Raw genomic sequence first — 20,290 nt, 5'->3', positions numbered from 1 at the left:
TCTCCGCCCAGTCCTCCACCTTGATCACCCTCCAGAGAGTGGAGGGGTCAACATTCAGCCGTCGCCTGGGGGTCAGTATTCACGCGTCGTCGACATCAAGTACGTGTGCGGAGCGGAGGCCGTCAAGACATGATCGAAAGGCCTGAGCGTGGACAATGGCGAGGGCCGGAGACAGGCGTACGAGCCTGGTCACAAGCGCGGCCTCCTGTTCCTGCGAGGGTGGTGTGGTGAGGTTCTTTCGCCGGCCATGGGATGACGACCGCGGAGATGAGTTCGCAAGCTGGGGAACGTCGGTGTTCTACCTTGCTGTCGATGTGTCGGGAGATGTTCGTCGTCAGGTTGAGGTATACGCGAGCGGTGCGGTTCTCGACTACGACGAGCAGCACGACGAGGACCGGTACGGCGGGCTGACGTACGCAGAGTTGGACCTTGAAGAATTCGCGCCTTCTGAGATCACCGAGCGGGAGTTCCTTGAGGATCTCGCAGAGTTGGTGCCGGTCAATCGTTGAGATGTGAGTGGCCAAGTGGGTGACGATCGGGTGCACGAGCGAGGACGTTCACTTCATCCCTGAAACGGCAGGCCGGGACTTGCTTGACGGTGGCAGGTTGATCGACAAGTAGAGAAGCCACTGGTAGAAGCGCTGTCGACCGGCCTGGCTTCGGCGTCAGAGCGGCACCACCTGGGCGATACATCCGCGAGGCCATCGCCCTACTCGCGCATCTACGCGAACGGGTCCATGTAGGGGCGGTCTTTCACCCGGTCATAGATACGGCGCAACCACGGTTGCCGAACAGCCGCCAGCCGCTCTAGCGTGCTGAGGAACACTCGCCCATCGGGACAGAAGAGACTGTGCGGCAGCAGCGGGGGCGGATCATCACGGCGAACGACGGCAGGCATCCCGTACGCCGCCGGCACGAGCCGCCGATCATCGTTGAACGCCATGTATGTCCACACGTCCGCGGCCAGCGGCACCACCGCTCCCGCGTCACACGGCCATACCTCACCGGTCTGCGGATGCTTCGGCGCCAGTGCGATGTCCGTGATCGCGGCGGACAGGCCAGGCCCGGCCAGGACGAGGTGTCGTTCCGGTGGCCCCGGAGGGAGCAGACTGTCGATCGCCCGGCGAAACGCCGCTGCGACAGGCCCCTCAGGGACAGACACCCGCCTACCACCCGAAACGACCAGCAGGTGCGCCAGTGCCACCGCGACCGCGGCCTCCCACAGTGGGCTCCAGAAACCACGCGGATCAACGGGCGGCGTGCTCGGCAGTTCCTCCCAGTCAATCACCCGCTGGACGGGGCCATCGACGGCGACAGGACGCACGGCTTCCGGCTCCAGCCACACCACCTGCCAGAAACCACAGTCGTCGACGCGAGTCGCCACCGGACAGCCGCACCTCGCGCACGCCAGGTTGGGACCGTACTGGCCGTCCCAGCCACAACAGCAGCCGCCTAACCGCTCCGGGATGAAGACGGTTCCGCGGACGTCGCCCGGCGCGATCCCGATCCTGTTCGGAGGCCCCGAGATGCAGTACGTCAGCAGTCGGACGCCATGCTCTTCCGGCTCGGGCTTCAATGGTTCCCAAGGCCGGTCGTCTCCAGGGTCCACCACGTACGTTCCTGGCTCCAGAAGACCGGGGAGCAGATCATGGCCGTACTTCTGGCCAGAGTGGTCAGGAAGCGCCACCCGCGCCACCTTCGCGGTCATCACCGCGCCGCACCGCGCACAGGCGAAAACGACCAAGCAACCTCCTTCGTCGGAACGACGCGATCATGGTGGCACAACGTCCCGCCTTGTGTGGAAGCGTTCAGAATTCACTGCGTCGCAAGGCCGCCTGAGGATGCGAAGGCTTCAGTGATCATGAAGTATTGGTCGAGGGCTGAGATGAGCCGGTCGGCCAGTCCTGGCGTAGTGGTCGCCGCCCATTGCCGGGCGAGGTCGAGGAACCCGGAGAAGTGCTGTTGGGCGGTGGTGAGCAGGCTGGACAGCTCGCCGCGAGTGATCTCGATGGACGGAGGATCCCCGTCGTGCTGCCGGAGTTGGATGACGTGAGCCACATGTGTGATGTGTGGAGTGGGGTCGTGGCCGAGCCAGGGTTTCTGCCCCCGAGTCACATCCCACCAGTCCCGCCAGTTCTCCAAGCCGAAGCAGCAACCGGGCGAGATGCTGACGCCCGTGGTGGTGTCGCGGAAGCGCAGCCCGCCCGGAGCGATCAGGCCTTCCGTTTCGGCGAGATGCCGTTCCAGATGCGCCTCGGTCAGGTCGGCGGCGTGGGTGACGGGGATGTTGTTGTAGCTGAAGATGACGGCCATGGCCGTCCCGACGTCGGCGGGAGACATTCGGCCGGAGAGGGTGAGAAGGCGGTCGTTTGACGGCTCCGCGATCGGCCAGGCCGTGAAGTCCACCGCGTCGTAGGTCTCCAGGACGACTTCGACGATGACCATAGCCGCCAGTATCCAGGCATTGAGCGTGTGTGCGGTCCCTGAAGATGGGAGGAGGGCTCGCTGGCAGGTTGGAAGGTCGAGGAAGTAAGCGAAAAGTCAGCGGACTCGCTGGCACGGGAGCGCAGCCGAGATCAACGGACGTCATCCCCAGAGCACTTGACGGCACCGGATGGCATCCGGTGGTCAGGAGCGATATGCCCCACCGGCGTTCGCATCGAAGGGGTCAGGGGTTCGAATCCCCTCATCTCCACCCAGAGCCGTTCTTGAAGCGGCTGGACTGACGTTGACGGGTTCCCGTCTGATCATCGCGATCAGGCGGGATCTTGCCGTTTCTGTCCTGTCGCAACGAAGTTTGAGCAGTGTCAGCGAAGTTTGAGTGACCCAGGCCACTTAGTGGTGATTCTCGTCAGGAAGCCGGCCTTGCCGATCATGTGAGTCAGACGGTGGTCGGGCGGGCCAGGTAGATGTTGGTGGTGGCCTCAATGCTGGATCAGGCCTCCGACTGGGACGGGAGCAACGTGGCCGGTCGCCGGAACGGTCTGAGCCAGGGCAAGGCCGATGTCGACGAGCGATGATCGGCGTAGGTCGGCGATGTCGGCGATCGGAGTCCAAATCGACTCGGCGATTTCGCCGTTCGGCTCAGGCCGGAGTTGGCCGCCGGTGATGCGGATCTGGTAGAAGATGCCGACATTCTGGTGCTCGACACCGGCACGGGCGACGGCGGCGGGGATCACCCTTGAGTCCACGCCCAGCAGGCGTTCGACCACCGCGTCACAACCAGTCTCTTCAGCGACCTCCCGGATCACCGTGTCGAACGGATCCTCCCCGTGTTCGACTCTGCCGCCCGGAAGAGTCCAGGTAGATTCGCCTGCGGGTGATACGTGACGAGCGAGCAGTGCCCTCTCGTCCTCGATGCACACGGCATACGCTGCCAGCCGGAAACTCATCCGCACCTCCCCTGACGCACCAGCACTTCGTGCCGCTGAAGCTTCGCTGGCACGAACTTACTGATCATCAACCTTGGATGGCAATGATCAAGGTTTCTTGATGCAGGACACTTCAGGGGTTTCCGAATCAGGCATTTGCCGGGGCGGGGCGGGTTGCCTCAGTGGGGCGATACCAAGGCCGCCTACGGGAAGAGCTGAACGGCCATTGACACCGCTCGGCGTCGATCGCCTCGGCACGTGGAGCATCCCCTACGGCGTCTTCCCTTCAGCAGTTGAGGAGCGTTGCATGCGGGCGGCGCTTCCGTCGCGGGGCAGGATGCGCTGGATGGCATTTCGGGACCCGGTGACCTGCACGCCTTGTTCCTCTGCGTCGGCGAGGGGGAGGCGGCCGCTGAAGAGGGCGAGGATGCGCGGTGGTGGGCCGGCGATAGTCGCATCGGCGTTCGGGTCGGCCCCCAGGCGGAGCGAGACCTGGCCGGCGTCGGCGTCGACCACCACCGTCTGATCCCCGGCGCAGATCTGGATCGAGGACGGGGACTGGTCGGGTTCGTGGTCGGCGAGGAACATCCGAACAGGCAGGCGTAGCCATTGGCCCCGAAAGGCCTCGTCGGGCCGGTAGTCGCTCATCAGTGGCACGCCCCAGCGGCCGAGCTCGAAGATCACCGACCCCAGATCGGCGCCGCGATCGGTGAGCCGGAACAAGGTGGTGGCGACCGGGGGCGGGGCGTCCTCGCGGTCCACGAGGCCGGCGGCCTCCATCTCGCGCAGACGGTCTGCGAGCAGATTGGTGGCGATTCCCGGCAATCCGGAGCGCAAGTCGGTGTAGCGGGAGGGCCCGCAGGCCAGGAGCTCGCGCACGATCAGCAGCGTCCATCGATCCCCGACGACATCGAGGGCTTTGGCCACGGAGCAGTACTGGCTGTAGGAGCGCATGAGACCAGTCTATCGCTGAGCTTGAAACTCTAATTCAGTAACTTGATTTTCTTGTCTTATTACTTTAGAAGTTGGTCATGGCTAACATCGATGCACAGGAATCCGCCCCAGCCGCGGGTCCGTGTTCTGGCCCGCCACCTTTCAGCCCGCCTCCGGGCACCGGTCGACCCCGTGCCGTTTTTGCCGTGCTGGCGCTGGCGGTGTTCATCTCCACCCTCGATGTGTTCATCGTCAACATCGCCTTCCCGGCGATCCAGGCCGACTTCAAGCACTCCACCGTGGCCGACGTGTCCTGGGTTTTGAACGCCTATGCGATTGTCTTCGCCGCCCTGCTCGTTCCCGCAGGCAAGCTCGGCGACGTCATCGGCCGGCGACGGGTCTTCGCCGTCGGCCTGGCCGCGTTCGGCCTGGGTTCGGCCCTGTGCGCAGTCTCGCCGTCCCTCGGCTTCCTCATCGGCGCCCGCGTCCTGCAGGGAGTCGGAGCCGCCGCGGTCACCCCGACCTCGCTCGGTCTCCTACTGCCCTCTATCCCACCGCAGCGCCGGGCCGCCGCGATAGGCGCCTGGTCCGCCCTGGGCGCGGTCGGCGCTGCCTCAGGCCCGTCGTTGGGCGGGCTGCTCACCCAGGTCAGCTGGCACTGGATCTTCATCATCAACATCCCCCTCGCCGCGATCGCGCTCATCGGCACATACCGCGTGTTGCCCGAGATCCGCGACCCCGCCCGTCCGCCGCTGCCCGACGGCATCGGCACCCTCGTCCTGGTCGCCGCAGTCTCCCTTGCCACTCTTGGCCTCGTCCAAGGCCACTCGTGGAACTGGGATGGGCGAGTAATCGGCTGTTTTGCCGGCACCGTTGTACTCGCAGCCGGGTTCGTCGTGCGCTCCCGGCGGCACCGTGCCCCGGTCCTGGAACTGGGCATCGTGCGCGTCCCGGCGTTCGCGCTGTCCAGCCTGTCGGCTGCCCTGTTCTATGCCGCGTTCTCGGCGATGCTGCTTGCCAATGTGCTGTTCCTCACCGGGACCTGGCGCTACTCGGTCCTGCAGGCCGGGTTGGCCCTGACCCCCGGACCCATCGCGGCCGCGATGTTCGCGCCGTTCGGCGGCAAGCTCGCGCAGCGCATCGGCCCAGGACTCGTCGGCGGTGCGGGCGCCTTGCTGTTCGGAACCGGATCGGTGATGTGGGTCGCGCTCATTGGGCTCGAGCCCACCTACTGGTCCCGGTTCTTTCCCGCCATGCTCGTCGCCGGTGCCGGAGTGGGCCTCGCGCTGCCCGCGTTCACGATCGCCGCCACCGCCACCCTGGCGCCGCAGAAGCTGGCCACCGGAATCGGCGCGCAAACCATGTTCCGCCAAATCGGTTCGTCCCTCGGTGTGGCCGCCTTGGTCGCCATCCTCGGCACGCCCACCGTGTCCACCGTGATCGGCGCCCACAACAACACCCGCTGGTTCATGATCGCTTCAGCGGCCGCCGCCGCCCTTGCCCTCGCCCTCATCCGCCACCGACACCCCGGCTCCCCACCTACACCAGGCAACATGGCCGCCACGCCGAACTCGGCCGACGGCTCGATCGGCACCCAACGCGGTGAATAACGCAATCAGTCAGATGCTGGACGGAGAAGAGATATGAACATGGAGATTGCGGCGCTCTCCCAGGTGGCGACTTGGCCGAACGCCGACTGACGCACCAGAATCGTGCCGGCCGACCAGTTCATGACCACTGGGCTGGATAGGGAAGGGTTCGAGTTCTTCTCAGCCTCATCGGCCCGAGCGCAGGGTGACGGGCTCCTGCCGGCACTGGCCGGCACCTTCCAGTCCCGTCTGGAAGGCCAGGCCGAGGCGGCGATCGCCAAGCTCGATGCCGCCACCTCGCTGGATCTCGGGCTGCCCCGCTACTTCCGCGGAATCTCCCTGGCCCGCCTGCCCGAGTGCGCAGCGACGCGGCCGTGGGCGGGGCGGTTCTTGGGATCGCCTGGGGCCTTGATGGCCTCGTCCGCCGCCTGAGCAGAGCTCCTCCACCTCCGCGCTGTACTCATGCTGACGGCACTCCGCGGCGCCACGCGGCCCTGCGCTTGGCCGCATGTTGCGCGCGTCTGGGACGCGGACCGACTATCTCACCGTCTAAGGCTCGGCGATCGGTTGGGGATCGAGGATCGCGCTCGCGCCGCGAAGGAGTTCAGCACGTAGGTCGTCCACCGGCACGTCTGTGAGTTGGCTGATGGGATCGGTGGCCGCGGCGAACGCCTGGGCCGCGCGTATGCGTCGGCGCCAGTCAGGATCGGGCCCGGCGAGCAACTCGATGGCTCGGTTGACGATGGTCACCATCCTCGACATGACATCGGTCGTCTCGTCGCTGTATACAGAGGCGTCGCGCAGGAGCAGGGCCATGGTCTCGCGGTGGGCCAGCATGACGTCGAGACAACCGCCGAGCACGTGCTGCCTGATCTCCGCCTGCGTGGAGCGAGTCGCCGCGGCGTCGACCGTCGACTCGAGCTGGTCGATGGGGGGACCCACCAGGCTGGCCAAAATCTCACTCTTGCTGCGGAAATGGTGATAGAGGGAGGGCTTGGTGATGCCAACCCGCTCTGCGATGTCGCGCATCGAGGCGGCCCGGTAGGTGTGCGTGGTGAACAGTTCCCGTGCTGTCTCAATGATGCGACTTCGGGTGTCGCCCTGCTCGGTACGCGGCAACTGCTGTCCTCTGTACTCGGTTCTCAGCTGATCACACCCTATCCACAGCTCAGCGTGCTGGATCGGTAGTCACGGGAGAGCGCCGTACACCAGTGCCGCCAGCCGCCTGGCGTTGGCATCCGCGCCTTCGATGTAGCCGGACATGCGGTTGGGCACGTACGCGAACGCGAGATCATGCGCGGGGTCGGCGAAGGCGAGGGCTCCGCTGGTGCCGCCGTGCCCGAACTGTGTGCGGGTATCACCGGACCACAGCGGCCCGCCCGGCAGCATGAACCCTAGACCGAACCGGGTGTTCATGAGCATGACCTGGTCGCAGCCCTGGGATTGTTCGTGTACGGCGGCGTCCAGCAATCGGGGGTCGATCAACCGGTGCCCGTCGACCTCGCCGATGAGTGAGGCGTACAGCCAGGCAAGGGCAGAGGCGCTGGCCACACCGCTGATCGACGGCTCTCCGACGGCCAGGAAGGCGGGGTCGTTGAACTGGTCGGTCCTCGACATGGACAGTGTGTTGAGCGATCTGGCCAGCAGGGTCCTGGAGGCGAAGACCGCCTTGCTGAACTCGGCGAACTCCGGCTCCTTGGGCCGTGCTCGCATCAGTTCCATGATCGGAAAGATCAGGGGTGCCAGCCGTCCGGCCTCGCCTTCGCCAAGTCCGACGAACACGTCTTTGCCCATCGCGGCCGCGACGCGCCTGGACAGGACTTCGCCGATGGTGTGCCCGCTGACGCGGCGCACGACCTCCTGCAGGATCCAGGCGCCGGTGTTCGGATGGTAGCCGTGCGCGGTGCCGGGCCGCCAGGCCGGGGCTTGAGCGGCGATGCCCTTTGGTGGCGCCGGTGATCGGGGCGATCGTGTTCTCGTTCCACGGCCTCCGTGTCTTGACATCGGCGGTGCCCGCCCAGATGTCCACGACGGGGACACCCCGGTGGTAGACGCACAGCGCCGCGCCACGGTCGTCGCCCTTGTCGACAACCCGCGAGAACGCCTCGGCAACGGCGGAGAAACGCGGTTCCAGCATGGTCAGAGCCTCTCTTCGTACAGCGCCTCGATCAGGCCGCGGACCCGGAAGTCGCCGCCTTCGAGCAGCTCGGAGCCGCGGTTGGGGACGTACGCGAAGGCCAGGCCATGTTGGGGGTCGGCGAAGGCGAACGAGCCGCTGGCGCCGCTGTGTCCGAACAACCCCGTGACCTGTTCCGGCGCGGGCCACATCGGACCACCGGGCAGCGCGAACCCCAGCCCCCACGACGTTCGCACCCGCAGGATTTCGTCGATGCCATCGCCGTAGGATCGACGCACCTGGTCCACGAGCTGAGGGCTGAGCAGCCGCACGCCGTCCACCTCGCCGGCCAGCGCGGCGTAGTAGCGCGCCAGCGACGGGGCCGAGGCGACGCCGTCCATGGACGGGCTCTCCACCTGGTAGGTCTTGGGGTCGTTGGTGGCGTCCCAATCGATGCTGACGCTGCCGAACATGGAACGGTACGTCAGCGTGGTCGGGTCGTTCAGCGCTTCGACCATGTCGGCCAGCTCGGGCACCTCCATCCCCAGCATGATCTGTTCGGCGTCGGGGACCACCATGGTGGCCATCCGGGGCAGCTCGGCGTCGGGTACGCGGATGTAGCAGTCGAGGCCGCCGAGTGGCGCGGCGATGTGGTGGGCGAAGAACTCGCTGAGGCTTGTTCCGGACACCCGCCGGACGATCTCACCGGTCAGATGGCCGAACGTCACACCGTGGTAGCCGTGGGCGGTGCCGGGCGGCCATTCGGGCGCCGCGGCGGCCAGGGTGTCGGTGATCGGCGTCCAGTCCCTAAGGTCTTCCCACGTAACCGGCCTGCCCTCCATCGAGGGCAGCCCCGCGCGGTGGCTGAGTAGCACCCGCACGGTGATCTCACCCTTGCCGTTCTGGGCGAACTCCGGCCAGTAGCGTGCCACCGGCGCGTCCAGGTCCACCTGGCCACGCTCGATCAGCAGCAGTAATGCTCCCGCCGCGAAGGTTTTGGTGGTCGAGGCCAGGGCGGCGATCGTGTCGCGCTCCCACGGCCGATGGGTGTCGGGATCGGCGTAGCCACCCCACAGGTCTACGACCGGCTCTCCGTTCTGGTAGATGGTCAGCCCGGCGCCCACGTCGGCACCCAGGGCGAGGTTGCGTCGAAAGACGTCCCTCACCGCCTCGAAGCCGTTGGCGACGGTCCCGTTGACTTCAGTGACATCCATGGCAGTCCTCTCATCTCGCTCTACCGACCGGTCGGTCGGCTGGCCGAGAATGGAGACTACCTACCGGTCGGTTGGTTCGCAACTTCTTGTCGGCATCTCTGCACAGTCATCTGTACTCACCCCCCGCGACGTCCGGGAAGCGATCATTCTTCATGAGGGAAGCGATCTTCTGAGGTGTTCGGTCCGGCGGGGTCACGCCCATTCGTGAACACCCCACCCAGGTCAAAGGCCGCTTCCCGGGCGTTCTGATCCTTCTTCATCGCTGCCAACCCGCCGTCGCCGGGCCGCAGATCAACGTGGAGCGTCCGGAGCGAAGCGCCAACGGTTGGGCGTCCGCGCGGGACGGGAGTGGCGTATAGCCGCCTGTTCGCGTTGTGCTGTTGGCGTGAACTGGGACGGCCACCTCTCACCCAGACAGGCGACGAACCCGGCTTCAGCGGGCGAATGCGGCGCGGTTCCTCATCCACCCGCGCCTATGATCGGCGGCATGGCGCTGCGACTTGTTCAGGTGAATTTCAAGGCCCGGGATGACTCGGCGCTCGGCCGGTTCTGGGCGGAGGCGCTCGGCTGGGGTGTTTCCAGCGAGGGACCCGGCGTGACCAACCTCGAACCCGAGGGCTTCGCCTGGCCGGACCCCGACGCTTTCTACGTCGATCTCGTCACCGTCCCGGACCCCGAAACGGTGAAGTACCGCGTGCACCTCGAACTCGCCACCACCTCTGCCGCGCATCAGGCGGAGTTGGTCGCGCGGCTGAAGGAGCTCGGCGCGACGCCCGCCGATGTGGGCCAGGGCGACGTCCCGTGGACAGTCCTGGCCGACCCGGAGGGCAACGTGTTCTGCGTGCTTGAGCCTCGGGAGTTCTACCAGGAGACCGGACCGATCGCCGCGGTAGTGGTCGACTGCGACGATCCGCGGGCCATGGCACGGTTCTGGGACGAGGCGCTGGACTGGACCCTGCACGAGGTCACCGACGATCATGCGCTGCTGCGCTCCGCCAAGGGTGTCGGCCCGTATCTGAAGTTCCTTCGCACGCCCGGCGTGAAGACCGTGTGGAACCGCGTCCATCTCGACCTGCTGCCGTACCCCATTGAGGATCAAGAGGCGGAGGTGGCCCGGCTACGGGCTCTGGGCGCCACCGCCGCCGACGTCGGCCAGGGCGATGTCCCGTGGAAGGTCCTGGCCGACCCGGAGGGCAACGAGTTCTGCGTCCTCGGACGGGGCTGACGCAGAGCTTCTTCACCTGCGGCTCGTACAGCGGCTCCTCAGCGTCGTCGCCGGCATCTCGGTTACATCCTTACGGTCAACACCGGGCTGGGCGCGTTCTTCATGCTGGTGGCGTTGATGGTCTTCGGCGGGGACTCGCTGCGGGACTTCGCCATGGCGCTGGTGGCAGGGATCGTCAGCTGCGTGTGCCACCTTTCGTGCCCCTGCCCACGCCTCCTGGGGATCGCGGAGCAGGGCGCGGCGGTAGGCGTCCGCCGGCGGACGCCTACCGCAGATCGGGTAGCTCGACGATCCGGGAGGAGTTCTCCTTCAGGCGGCCGCGTAGATGAGCGCGCCCGCGCGTTCGAAGGGAACGACCGCGCCGTTGAGGATCACTTTGGCGGCATTCGGCGCCGCGATGGCGATGGCCTCGGCCGGGTCGGTGCTCGCGGTCAGCCCGCTGCCGTCGATGCGTACGGTGCCGTCCCCGCCGAAGGTCACGGCCAGGTCCTTGACCGCGGCCGGCGCCTTGACCAGGGTCGCGCCGGCACGTTCGACCGACGAGCCGTCCACCATCACGATCGACCCGGCGTCGGCGTAGAGCAGCTTGCCGTCGAAGACGTAGGACCCGAACGCGCGCGGCGTCTTCGACGTCCATGACTTGTAGTAGACCCCTGCGCCGCCGTTCAAGCTGAGGGCTGTCGCCTGGTACGACGGGATGGTGCCCACGGGGAGACGTTCCACCGTCACGGACGTGTCGGCCGCGCCCTTCGACGGCACCAGGAGGGTGTCGAAGGTTTTCTGGCCCCTTGCGTCCGTCTTGACGTAGGAGGCGTACTTCGCGTTCTCCACCGAGTAGAACCGCGGCGCGTAGTAGCCGTCGCGCAGGGTGGAGGCGACCTCGGCCGGGTCGGCGGGGACGATCGTCAGGTTCGCACCCGTCGCGAAGGCAGTGGTCGTGGCCTCCGTCCCGGAGCGGATCGAGGGCTTGGCGTCCGCGGCGAAGTGCCAGTTCTGCTCGTAGCGGTGCGTGGCGGCGGTGTCCACCGGCTTGAGCCGGTCGGAGACCACCCACAGGCCCGAGTGCAGCGACAGGACGGATCGCTCGTGGCGAACACCGGCGGAGCTCTCGGTGTTCGCGCCGATCAGGTCGAAGGCGGGGTTGGTGATCAGATGCGAGATCCCGCCCGCCGCCGTCGATGTCTGCGGCTTGTTGTCGATCTCGATCGTGTTGTGCGCCTCCGTGGTTTTCCGCAGCCATTCCGCGGCTGCGTCCGTGCTGTAGGTGAAGGTGCCCATGTCGGGCAGGAGCGGCCGGCCGTATGCATAAGCGGTGATCGCCAGCTCGTCCGGGTGGCTGTGGTTGCCGCGGTCGGCGTTGATCCGGAGGTGGGAGTCGTCGGCGGTCCAGCCGGAGCGGGAGACCGCGACCCGGGTGTCCGGGTAGAGGGCGGAGGTGTGCGCCGGCTTCTCGCCCGACGTGCCGGAGGTGCCGACGTAGAGGAGTTCGGGGTCATTGAGCAGCGGGCCCAGCTTCCTGAGAGTGCTGCGCAGGTCGAGGGAGTCGCTGTCGCCGTAGGCCGGGCCGTACCCATTGGGATAGCTCTGGTCCATGAGGAAGCGGGCCAACTGTCGCAGCTTGGCGGTGGCGGTGAACGCGATGCCGTTGCGCTGCATGTAGGCGACGACGTCCACGTACTGGCTGAGGTAGCCCCGCAGGTAGGCGTCCGTGGATTCCTTGTAGCCGCCGTCGGCGTAGGTCGAGTCGTTGAGCTGGGCCGAGAGGAAGTCGGCGGCGTTGGTCCGCCACGCCGACGCCGCGCGGAACTCCGGGAAGTAGATGGAGTTGTGCAGCAGCGTGATCTTCTGCGACTGCATCTTGTTCGGCGTGCCGTTGACGTTCTCCTGCAGGTACAGGCCCGCCCGGTTCATCGTCTTGAGGATGGCGGCGTTGGCGTCGGCGGTCAGCGACGGGCTCTTGCGCAGGATCTCGTAGGCCGCGATCCAGTTGTGCAGGCGCCGCGCGGCGTGCAGGTTGCCCGGGTAGGAACCGGCGCCCTGATCGGCGTCGTAGGCGTCGGCGTCCTTGATGAAGTCGGTCATCAGGCCGATGAGCGTGCGGGCGTACTGCTCGTTGCGCGTCTTCTGGTACTCCAGGGCCAGCGGGCCGGCGAAGAAGAAGCGGGGCAGCTGGTAGAGAAACTCGTCGTCGGCGATGCGATTCTCATTGTCGGCACCGCCGGGGAGCTTCCAGTCGAAGCCGCCCGGGTCGCCCTCCCAGGAGAACGTGTTCTGCACGGTGTTGGACCAGGTGCGGGTGGCCTCGTCGAAGGTCGCGGCGTTGCCGTACAGCATGATGTCCTTCGCGGTGTCGGCCGTGCCGGTCAGCGTCAGCTCCGCTTTCTTCACGCCGGTGACGCCGCCGAGGTCGAACCGCAGGTACGCCTTGCGCGTCTCGCCGGTGAACGGCCCCGTGCCCTGGTCGCTGACCTGCATGTAGTACTTGGTGCCGTACACGCTGCCCGGGTGGGCCGCCCAGATGTAGGTGTCGTGCGTGGGGTGAAGGGTCTTCACCGACCCGTCGGCGAGGGTCAGGCGGAGGGTGGGCTTGCCCGACCCCTTGCTCCTGCTGTTGATGAGGGCGATGACCGCGTCCTTGTAGCGGCTCATCAGGAAGAATCCGGGCTTGCCGCTGGTGATGCTGCTCGTGACGTCTGCCGTGACCGTCTTTTCCCCCGGGCCGAAGGTCAGCGTCTTGATGTAGGCCTCGCCCGATCCCAGCGTCCAGATGTGGCTGGCGGTCAGCTCGAGTGCGCCCGGCCAGGTGGTGTGCGAGAAGCCGCCCGCCTCGATGGCCGGGCGCGCGCGATAGTAATCCAGCAGCCGCTGCTTGGCCAGCGCGTAGTCGCCCGCCTTCACCGCGCTCTCCACGGGCTTCAGGCCCGCGTGCGCGTAGTTCAGCCGCGGCCCCACCGTCCAGGCGCCGGCGCTCCACCTTCCGAAGAAACCCGCGTCGGACAATGCGGCCGCGGCGGCCGGAGGGCCCGGCACCAGGAACGCGGCGACCAGAATCAGGACGGCGAGCCGCCGCCACGAGGGTGACATGCAGGCCAAGGTAGGGGTTCGCGGTATGTCCGCGGTATGTCGGGCCAAGGCCGCCGCCATGCATGCCGATCCCGGCTACCTGGAGTCGGTCGGCAGGGTGGAGGGCAAGCCGGCCGCCTGAGCCCGCCGGAGCAGCAGGTGCATGAGGCCGCCCGCCACCAGGCCCCAGAAGGCCGAGCCGACGCCCAGCCAGCTCACGCCCGAGGCGGTGACCGCGAAGGTGACGACCGCGCCCTCCCTGCCGTGGGCCTCGGTGAAGGCGGACGAGAGCGCGGAGCCGAGCGCGCCGAACAGGGCGAGCCCGGCCACCGCGGTCACCAGGACGGGCGGCGACAGCAGGACCAGGGCGGCGGCCGCGCTGGACAGCAGGCCGAGACCGATCATGGAGACGCCCGCCGTGACCGAGGCGATCCACCGGCGGGAGGGGTCCGGTGCCGCCTCGGGTGAGGCGGCCAGTGCGGCGGTGATGGCGGCCAGGTTGATGGCGTGCCCACCGAAGGGCGCGCCGAGCGCCGAGGCCGCCCCCGTCGCCAGCAGCACCCCGCGCAGCGGCGGGCGGTAGCCGTACCCGGAAAGGACGGCCATGCCGGGGACGTTCTGGGCGGCCATCGTGACCAGGAACAGCGGCACGCCGATGCCTGCCACCGCGGAGAGGCTGAAGGCGGGCGGCGTGATCTCGACCACCGGCACCAGGCTGAGGTCTCCGGGAGAGTAGGCGATCGCGATGACCACCGCCGCGGCCGCCAGCGCCCCCGGCACCGCCCACGTGCGGGCGAAGCGGTAGAGCAACGCCCAGACCAGGATCACCGGACCGGCCAGGTACGGCACGTCGAGCATGGCTTGGACCGGCGCCAGACACAGCTTGAGCAGCACCCCCGCGAGCATCGCGGCGGCGATCGGGCCGGGGATCGCCGCGATGGCGCGGCCCAGCCACGGGATCAGCCCCGCCGCCATGAAGAGCAGCCCGCAGACGATGAACGCGCCCACCGCCTCGGCGAACCGGCCGCCCGCGGTCAGCAGGAGCGCGGCACCGGGAGTGGACCACGCGATCGCGATGGGCATCCGGTACCGCAGGCCCAGCACGATCGAGACGGCCCCGACGGCGACGCAGAGCGCCATCAGCCCGGAGGCGGCCTGCCGTTCGTCGGCCCCGACGGCCCGTAACCCGGCGAGGACGACGGTGAAGGAGCTGGCGAAGCCGACCAGCGCGGTCACCACTCCGGCGAGGATGGGCTGCGTGCGTTCCATATATGGAACACTACAGGATCGGGCAGGATGGTCTCATGAGAGCCGTGAGCGGCGACCCGCGCGAGGTCGGCAGGAAGGTGCGCCGGCTCCGGCAGGAGCGCGGGATCTCGCTGTCGGAACTGGCCAGGCGAGCCGGGGTGGGCAAGGCCACGCTGTCCGGCCTGGAGACGGGGGTCCGCAACCCGACCCTCGAGACGCTGTGGGCCGTCACCGCGCAGCTCGGGGTGCCCATCGCGGCCGTCCTCGACGCCGGCCCCGCCGCGACGGTGCTGGTGCGCGGCACGGCGGTCGAGGCCACGCTGCTGGAGGTGTTCGACGACGCGGGCGTGACCTACGAGCTCTACCGGATACGGGTGCCGCCGGGCGCCACCCAGACTTCACCCGCCCACCACGACGGCGTGACCGAGCACATCACCGTCTTCTCCGGCACGCTCAGCGCGGGTCCGCTCGACGCACCGCTGGTGGCGGGCCCCGGCGGCTACCTCAGCTGGCGGTCCGACGTGCCGCACGGCTACGCGGCCGTGGGTGCCGAGCCGGTCCTCGCGTCGCTGCTCATCCGCTACCCGACTGGCCGCTGATCAGGCCCACAGCGGCGAGGGTGCAGCGGGTGAGCCTCATGGAAGTGCCGCGAGCATTCTCTCCCCCGCCGCCCGCAGGTGGGCGGTCATCGCGTCCGCCGCGGCCGGGCCGTCGCCCGCCACGACTGCCCGCACGATGGCTTCGTGCTCGTCCCGGGTGAGCTCGGCGGCGCCTTCCCGGGCATAGAAGATCCGGAAAGCGCGCGAACGGACGAACAACCGCTCCAGCGTTTCGGCCACGACCAGATTCCCGGACATCTTGGCGAGTTTGCCGTGCAGCAGCTCGTCGGCCTTGGCCAGCAGGGTGAGATCGCCGCCGGGCACGTGAACCTGCTGGCGCAGGAACGCCCGGTCCTCCGCGCGGAACTCCTGGGCGGCGCGGGCGGCCGTGGGTGGTTCGATCAGCAGCCTGCACTCGTACAGGTCGGAGATCGTCTTGCGGTCCGGCAGGTCGGCGGCGACGAAGCCGCGGTAGGGATGCTTGCTGACCAGGCCGTCGGCTTCCAGTCGTCCCAGGGCCTGGCGGATCGGCGTATTGGAGATCTTCAGCTGCGCCGCCAGAGTGTCGATCTTGACCCGGCTGCCATGCGGGATGTGACCGCTGAGCAGCATTTCTCGCAGCACGTCGTACACGTCGTCGGCCAGCACCTGTCGCTGGGGGAGCGCCGGTGCCGGCGCGGGGGAGTCGGTCATCCAAGCCTCCTGACGTTCACAACATATCGACAAATGGGGGTTGACGTCTTCTTAACGTGCATGCAACATCTGACATCAAACATCGTACACGATTTTACGAGGCCAGCTGTGATCAGACTCCGCATCCCCCTAACGGCGTGCCTCGCCGGCGCCCTGCTCGCCGCCTGTTCGTCCAACACGCCCGCAGCCGTCACCGGGGCCATCACCGAGGACCGCGACGCGACGTTGCTGGTGTGGAGTGACCCCACCCGGCTGGCCGGATTCGAGCAGTTCAAGAAGACGCACCCGAACCTGAAGATGAAGGTCGAGACCTACGACGGGCAGAGCCTGCTGACGAAGATCCAGCTGTTCAACCGCACCGGCAAGGGCTGGCCGGACGTCATCTTCGCCGGGCAGCCCAACGTGGTCTCCCAGTTCGCCGGGAAGCTGAACTACGCGCAACCCCTCGACTCGCTGGTGCCGCAAGAGATCCGGAAGGGCTTCGGCACGGCCAACGCGCCCTGCGAGGTCGGCGGCAAGCTGTACTGCCTGCGCAACGACCTGGCGCAGACCGTGCTGTGGTACAACAAGCCGCTCATGGAGCGCTTCGGCTACGAGCTCCCCAAGACCTGGAGCGAGTACCGGGCGTTGGGTGAGCGGGTGGCCAAGGAGCACCCCGGCTACGTCATCGGCAGCGCCGGCAGCTTCTTCACCTACTACGACTACTTCTGGTCCAGCGGCTGCCCGATCCAGCAGGTGACAGGGCCGGACAAGGTGCACATCGACCTGAAGGACGCCAAGTGCACCAGGGTCGCCGACGTACTCGACCCTCTGATCAAGAACGGCTCGCTCACCAAGGCGGGGCTTTTCGACCCGGAGATGGCCAAACTGGGCAAGGAGGGCAAGGTCCTCATGCTGCCCGGCGCCTCCTGGCTCGGCGACTACCTGTTCAAGCCCAAGGACCTGTTCGCCACCCCCGACGGGCAGATCGCCGCGGCACCGTACCCGTCCTGGGACGGCGAGACGACCAACTGGTCCGGCAGCGCGGGCGGCGGCGTCTACCTGGTCTCGCGCCACTCCAAGAACATGAAGGGCGCCGCCGAGATCATCAAGTGGATGACCACCGACGCGGGCTACCAGAAGGACGCGCCGACCTACCCCGCGTACGGTCCTTCGGCCGACGCGTGGGCCAAGCGGCTGGCCGGTGACCCGTTCTACGCCGCCGACCCGTTCCCGGTCATGCGGGAGCAGGCGGCGAAGGTCAACCCGGTGCAGCAGCCCACCCGCTACGACGTCGAGGGGGCGTTCACCCAGACGGTGGTCCCCGCGATCCGCTCCGGCGGCACCGTCGCGGCCGGCCTGGACGCATTGCAGACCGAGCTGGTGAACCTGGCGAAGGCCCAGGGTTATGACGTCGGGTAAGTTGTTCGGCTGGCTGTGCGTGGCCCCGTACCTGGTCCTGCTCGTGGTCTTCGGGATCGGCCCCGTTCTGTACGCCCTCTACGAGTCCCTGAGCGACCCCCGGGCCTACGTCAACGCGGTCGCGGACTTCCGCTTCCTGCCCGCGGTGGGCAACGTGTCGCTGTTCATGGCGCTGTACCTGCCGGTCATGGTGATCGGCGTGCTGCTGCTGGCGCTGTTCGTCCAGGACCAGCGTCCCCTGTACGGCACGGCGCTGCGCCTTGTTTACATGCTGCCGGGCGCGGTCACCGGCTCGGCCAGCGTGCTGCTCTGGTACGTGATGCTCCAGCCCGCGCTCAGCCCCTTCGCCCCGCTGCTGCGCGGCATGGGGATGCAGACCGGCAACGACGTGCTGAAACCGTCGCACCTGGTGGTGATCTTCGCGTTGATGGCCTTCGCCACCGGGTTCGGTCAGTGGGTGGTCATCATGTACGGCGCCCTGCAAGGAGTGCCACGCGACGTGCTCGAGGCGGCCAGGATGGACGGCTGCTCCTGGTGGCAGACCGCCCTGCGGATCAAGCTGCCGCTCATCTCCAAGTACGTGGTCTACATGGTCATCCTGGCCTTCACCGCCGGGCTGCAGATCTTCATCGAGCCCCAACTGCTGTACGGCGTGGCCTTCACCGGCTCCAAGTCGTGGTCGCTGAACCAGCTCGGCCTGCTGTTCGCCTTCGACAACGGAGACTTCGCCGCGGCCGCCGCGCTGTGCCTGATGCTGCTGGCCGTCTGCACCGTGGCCGCCTGCTTCCTGGTGTTCAAGGCCAGGTTCTTCGAGACGGAGGTCGACCGATGACCGAGCGGCTCGGCGGGGCCTGGGTGTGGCGGATGTCCGTGTCCGTCGTGCTCGGCCTGGTGGCCCTGGCCTGCGCGCTGCCGCTGGTGTGGCTGGTGCTGGCGCCGACCAAGTCCGACGCCCAGATCACCGGCGGGCACCCGCTGTCCTTCGGCTCGCTCGACGGCTACCTGACCGCCTGGCGTAACCTGACCACCTTCAACGACGGCGTCATCTACCAGTGGATCGTCAACTCGGCGCTCTACACCGGCGGCGCGGTGCTGTTGTCGGTGGTCACGTCCCTGCTGGCCGGGTACGCGCTGGCGGCGACGAGGATCGCCGGGCGGCGCGTCATCCTCATCGCCACGCTGCTGGCCATGATCGTACCGCCCGCCGCGCTCGTGCTGCCGCTCTTCCTGGAGGTGAACGCGGTCCAGCTCACCGGCACCGCCTGGTCGGTGATCCTGCCCGCCAGTCTCTACCCGTTCGGCGTCTACCTCGCCTTCATCTACTTCTCCACCATGCTGCCGCGCGAGGTGCTGGAGGCGGCCAGGATCGACGGCTGCTCGGAGGCCGCCCTGTTCGGCAGGGTCGCCCTGCCGCTGGGCAAGCCGCTGATCGCGCTGCTGACCTTCTTCGCCTTCATCGGCAACTGGAACAACTACTTCCTGCCGTTCGTGATGCTCGGCGACGACGAGACCTTCAACCTCCCGGTCGGGCTCGGCGTGCTCATCTCCGGCTCGCCCGCGCTCAACCCCGCGCTGGGCGGCAGCGATCTCCCCATCCACCGGCCAGAAGCCGCGATCACGGGCGTGCTCACCGTGGTGCCCGTGGCGCTCGTCTTCCTGTTCGCCCAGCGCTACCTGGTGCGCGGGCTGCTCGACGGCGCCGTCAAGAACTGAACCGCAACGGAGTGAACGTGAAGATCACCGCTGTCGACGTCGTGCTGTGCGCGCAGCCCGCCGTCACGCCCGTCTTCCGCTGGCGAGACGGCCTGCCCGGGTCCGAGCCCGCGCACACCGGTGGCTGGCTCGTGCTGTCCACCGACGACGGGCACACCGGCTACGCCTACAGCCAGCGCGGCGCCATCCTGGCCGACATCGCCGACCGGCGGCTGCGCGCCGAGCTGCTCGGCGCCGACCCCCTGCAACGCGAGTGGCTGTGGCACCGCGTGTGGGAACTGGACCGCATCGAGGAGATGCCGCTCTACATCCACGGCCTGGTGGACGTGGCGCTGTGGGACATCGCGGGCAAGGCGGCCGGGCTGCCGGTGCACCAACTGCTCGGCGGGTTCCGCTCCGCCATCCCCGCGTACGCCTCCAGCGCGACCTTCGCCACCGTCAGCGAGTACCTGGACGTCGCCGACCAGTGCCTGGAACTGGGCTATCCGGCCATCAAGCTGCACGCCTGGGGGGACGTCGACCGCGACATCGCCCTGTGCGCGGCCCTGCGCGAGCACGTCGGCGACTCGGTGCCGCTGATGTACGACGGATCCGCCGGATTCGACCTGCTCGACTCGATCAAGCTGGGCAGGGTCCTGTCCGAGGCGAATTACCTCTGGTACGAGGAGCCGATGCGCGAGTTCAGCGCGACCGCCTACCAGCGCCTGGCCGAGAAGGTGGACGTGCCGCTGATCGTCGCCGAGACCAGCGACGGCGCCCACATGAACACCGCCGACTTCATCGCCAACGGCTCGGCCACCGCGGTGCGCACCAGCGCGGGCCTGCGCGGCGGCATCACCGGGGCCATGCGCATCGCGCACCTGGCCGACGCCTACCGGATGCGCGCCGAGGTCCACGGCGGCGGCATCGTGCACACCCACCTGTGCATGGCCATCCCCAACACCACCTACTACGAGTCGTTCGTCCCCGCCAACCCCGTGACCAGGGAGGAAGCGGTCGACGCCGACGGGCTCGTCCACGCGGGAACGGCGCCCGGCATCGGATACGAGGCCGAATGGGAGCGCACGTCCGTACCGGCCGGGCTGGAGCCCTACACCTCCTGAAATCCCCCCAACAAAGGAGATC

The 20,290-nt window shown here is 67.8% G+C and carries 19 protein-coding genes and 2 pseudogenes; 10 read left to right on the top strand and 11 right to left on the bottom strand.

Features of this window, described 5'->3' with window-relative positions; translation table 11 throughout:
- Positions 1-227: 227 nt before the first annotated feature.
- Complete coding sequence (locus ACIBX3_RS36805) at positions 228-509, top strand: hypothetical protein (protein WP_397125140.1); 282 nt, start codon at positions 228-230, stop codon at positions 507-509.
- 212 nt (positions 510-721) lie between these two features.
- Here ACIBX3_RS36805 and ACIBX3_RS36800 read toward each other — a convergent pair whose 3' ends face one another.
- From ACIBX3_RS36800 to ACIBX3_RS36785, 4 genes are all read right to left on the bottom strand, one after another.
- Positions 722-1,708 carry a hypothetical protein gene (locus ACIBX3_RS36800; RefSeq protein WP_397125139.1) on the bottom strand — a complete coding sequence of 329 codons (987 nt, stop codon included), beginning with the start codon at positions 1,706-1,708 and terminating at the stop codon, positions 722-724.
- A 107-nt stretch (positions 1,709-1,815) separates the two neighbouring features.
- Positions 1,816-2,445, bottom strand: coding sequence for a hypothetical protein (locus ACIBX3_RS36795; RefSeq protein WP_397125138.1), 630 nt, complete (start codon positions 2,443-2,445; stop codon positions 1,816-1,818).
- Between the two features lie 479 nt (positions 2,446-2,924).
- On the bottom strand, positions 2,925-3,392 hold the full coding sequence (locus ACIBX3_RS36790; RefSeq protein WP_397125137.1) for an NUDIX hydrolase: 468 nt from the start codon (positions 3,390-3,392) through the stop codon (positions 2,925-2,927).
- Between the two features lie 249 nt (positions 3,393-3,641).
- The gene (locus ACIBX3_RS36785) at positions 3,642-4,325 is read right to left on the bottom strand and encodes a winged helix-turn-helix transcriptional regulator (RefSeq protein ID WP_397125136.1); all 684 of its coding nucleotides are present in this window, start codon (positions 4,323-4,325) and stop codon (positions 3,642-3,644) included.
- Positions 4,326-4,510: 185 nt separating this feature from the next.
- On the opposite strand from ACIBX3_RS36785, the gene ACIBX3_RS36780 reads away from it, so the two are divergent.
- Complete coding sequence (locus ACIBX3_RS36780; RefSeq protein WP_397125135.1) at positions 4,511-5,914, top strand: MFS transporter; 1,404 nt, start codon at positions 4,511-4,513, stop codon at positions 5,912-5,914.
- A 120-nt stretch (positions 5,915-6,034) separates the two neighbouring features.
- A complete protein-coding gene (locus ACIBX3_RS36775; RefSeq protein ID WP_397125134.1) occupies positions 6,035-6,325 on the top strand; it encodes a hypothetical protein in 291 nt (96 codons plus the stop codon).
- A gap of 117 nt (positions 6,326-6,442) precedes the next feature.
- Here ACIBX3_RS36775 and ACIBX3_RS36770 read toward each other — a convergent pair whose 3' ends face one another.
- From ACIBX3_RS36770 to ACIBX3_RS36755, 4 genes and pseudogenes are all read right to left on the bottom strand, one after another.
- Entirely contained in the window at positions 6,443-7,012 is a 570-nt protein-coding gene (locus tag ACIBX3_RS36770) for a TetR/AcrR family transcriptional regulator (protein WP_397125133.1), read from the bottom strand.
- 69 nt (positions 7,013-7,081) lie between these two features.
- Positions 7,082-7,897: a serine hydrolase domain-containing protein gene (locus ACIBX3_RS36765; RefSeq protein ID WP_397125132.1), complete on the bottom strand. Its 816-nt coding sequence runs from the start codon at positions 7,895-7,897 to the stop codon at positions 7,082-7,084.
- Positions 7,859-8,030, bottom strand: a pseudogene (locus ACIBX3_RS36760) (serine hydrolase); the annotation flags it as partial. The gene ACIBX3_RS36765 and the pseudogene ACIBX3_RS36760, both read right to left, overlap by 39 nt.
- Before the next feature lie 2 nt (positions 8,031-8,032).
- Positions 8,033-9,223 carry a serine hydrolase domain-containing protein gene (locus tag ACIBX3_RS36755; RefSeq protein ID WP_397125131.1) on the bottom strand — a complete coding sequence of 397 codons (1,191 nt, stop codon included), beginning with the start codon at positions 9,221-9,223 and terminating at the stop codon, positions 8,033-8,035.
- A gap of 487 nt (positions 9,224-9,710) precedes the next feature.
- On the opposite strand from ACIBX3_RS36755, the gene ACIBX3_RS36750 reads away from it, so the two are divergent.
- Together ACIBX3_RS36750 and ACIBX3_RS36745 are read left to right on the top strand one after the other, a co-directional pair.
- Entirely contained in the window at positions 9,711-10,448 is a 738-nt protein-coding gene (locus ACIBX3_RS36750; protein WP_397125130.1) for a VOC family protein, read from the top strand.
- Positions 10,449-10,514: 66 nt separating this feature from the next.
- A pseudogene (locus tag ACIBX3_RS36745) lies at positions 10,515-10,616 on the top strand (hypothetical protein); the annotation flags it as partial.
- A 141-nt stretch (positions 10,617-10,757) separates the two neighbouring features.
- Here ACIBX3_RS36745 and ACIBX3_RS36740 read toward each other — a convergent pair.
- Positions 10,758-13,532, bottom strand: coding sequence for a heparinase II/III family protein (locus tag ACIBX3_RS36740; RefSeq protein ID WP_397125129.1), 2,775 nt, complete (start codon positions 13,530-13,532; stop codon positions 10,758-10,760).
- 75 nt (positions 13,533-13,607) lie between these two features.
- On the bottom strand, positions 13,608-14,780 hold the full coding sequence (locus tag ACIBX3_RS36735) for a benzoate/H(+) symporter BenE family transporter (protein WP_397125128.1): 1,173 nt from the start codon (positions 14,778-14,780) through the stop codon (positions 13,608-13,610).
- 35 nt (positions 14,781-14,815) lie between these two features.
- Here ACIBX3_RS36735 and ACIBX3_RS36730 point away from each other — a divergent pair, with 35 nt between their 5' ends.
- Entirely contained in the window at positions 14,816-15,358 is a 543-nt protein-coding gene (locus ACIBX3_RS36730) for a helix-turn-helix domain-containing protein (RefSeq protein ID WP_397125127.1), read from the top strand.
- A gap of 36 nt (positions 15,359-15,394) precedes the next feature.
- On the opposite strand, the gene ACIBX3_RS36725 is transcribed toward ACIBX3_RS36730, so the two are convergent.
- Complete coding sequence (locus ACIBX3_RS36725) at positions 15,395-16,051, bottom strand: GntR family transcriptional regulator (protein ID WP_397125126.1); 657 nt, start codon at positions 16,049-16,051, stop codon at positions 15,395-15,397.
- Between the two features lie 108 nt (positions 16,052-16,159).
- Here ACIBX3_RS36725 and ACIBX3_RS36720 point away from each other — a divergent pair, with 108 nt between their 5' ends.
- Genes ACIBX3_RS36720 through ACIBX3_RS36705 form a run of 4 tightly spaced genes read left to right on the top strand, consistent with a single transcriptional unit; the run spans position 16,160 to position 20,268 of the window.
- Positions 16,160-17,452 carry an extracellular solute-binding protein gene (locus ACIBX3_RS36720; RefSeq protein WP_397125125.1) on the top strand — a complete coding sequence of 431 codons (1,293 nt, stop codon included), beginning with the start codon at positions 16,160-16,162 and terminating at the stop codon, positions 17,450-17,452.
- Positions 17,439-18,284: a carbohydrate ABC transporter permease gene (locus ACIBX3_RS36715; protein WP_397125124.1), complete on the top strand. Its 846-nt coding sequence runs from the start codon at positions 17,439-17,441 to the stop codon at positions 18,282-18,284. The genes ACIBX3_RS36720 and ACIBX3_RS36715 overlap by 14 nt, the downstream gene beginning before the upstream one ends.
- Positions 18,281-19,165, top strand: coding sequence for a carbohydrate ABC transporter permease (locus ACIBX3_RS36710; protein ID WP_397125123.1), 885 nt, complete (start codon positions 18,281-18,283; stop codon positions 19,163-19,165). The genes ACIBX3_RS36715 and ACIBX3_RS36710 overlap by 4 nt, the downstream gene beginning before the upstream one ends.
- A gap of 17 nt (positions 19,166-19,182) precedes the next feature.
- Complete coding sequence (locus ACIBX3_RS36705) at positions 19,183-20,268, top strand: enolase C-terminal domain-like protein (RefSeq protein WP_397125122.1); 1,086 nt, start codon at positions 19,183-19,185, stop codon at positions 20,266-20,268.
- Positions 20,269-20,290 lie beyond the last annotated feature (22 nt).

The organism is Nonomuraea sp. NPDC049480 (genome assembly GCF_044465905.1).
Taxonomy (GTDB): domain Bacteria; phylum Actinomycetota; class Actinomycetes; order Streptosporangiales; family Streptosporangiaceae; genus Nonomuraea.
The sequence above is the reverse complement of the archived record's forward strand: the minus strand, read 5'-3'. Positions and strand labels throughout refer to the sequence as shown.

Coding starts and splice junctions, on each gene's coding strand:
- ACIBX3_RS36765 (WP_397125132.1), bottom strand. CDS start 7,897: ATGTCAAGACACGGAGGCCGTGGAACGAGAACACGATCGCCCCGATCA.
- ACIBX3_RS36785 (WP_397125136.1), bottom strand. CDS start 4,325: ATGCGCTCCTACAGCCAGTACTGCTCCGTGGCCAAAGCCCTCGATGTC.
- ACIBX3_RS36775 (WP_397125134.1), top strand. CDS start 6,035: ATGACCACTGGGCTGGATAGGGAAGGGTTCGAGTTCTTCTCAGCCTCA.
- ACIBX3_RS36740 (WP_397125129.1), bottom strand. CDS start 13,532: ATGTCACCCTCGTGGCGGCGGCTCGCCGTCCTGATTCTGGTCGCCGCG.
- ACIBX3_RS36730 (WP_397125127.1), top strand. CDS start 14,816: ATGAGAGCCGTGAGCGGCGACCCGCGCGAGGTCGGCAGGAAGGTGCGC.
- ACIBX3_RS36750 (WP_397125130.1), top strand. CDS start 9,711: ATGGCGCTGCGACTTGTTCAGGTGAATTTCAAGGCCCGGGATGACTCG.
- ACIBX3_RS36710 (WP_397125123.1), top strand. CDS start 18,281: ATGACCGAGCGGCTCGGCGGGGCCTGGGTGTGGCGGATGTCCGTGTCC.
- ACIBX3_RS36715 (WP_397125124.1), top strand. CDS start 17,439: ATGACGTCGGGTAAGTTGTTCGGCTGGCTGTGCGTGGCCCCGTACCTG.
- ACIBX3_RS36790 (WP_397125137.1), bottom strand. CDS start 3,392: ATGAGTTTCCGGCTGGCAGCGTATGCCGTGTGCATCGAGGACGAGAGG.
- ACIBX3_RS36725 (WP_397125126.1), bottom strand. CDS start 16,051: ATGACCGACTCCCCCGCGCCGGCACCGGCGCTCCCCCAGCGACAGGTG.
- ACIBX3_RS36755 (WP_397125131.1), bottom strand. CDS start 9,223: ATGGATGTCACTGAAGTCAACGGGACCGTCGCCAACGGCTTCGAGGCG.
- ACIBX3_RS36795 (WP_397125138.1), bottom strand. CDS start 2,445: ATGGTCATCGTCGAAGTCGTCCTGGAGACCTACGACGCGGTGGACTTC.
- ACIBX3_RS36800 (WP_397125139.1), bottom strand. CDS start 1,708: ATGACCGCGAAGGTGGCGCGGGTGGCGCTTCCTGACCACTCTGGCCAG.
- ACIBX3_RS36735 (WP_397125128.1), bottom strand. CDS start 14,780: ATGGAACGCACGCAGCCCATCCTCGCCGGAGTGGTGACCGCGCTGGTC.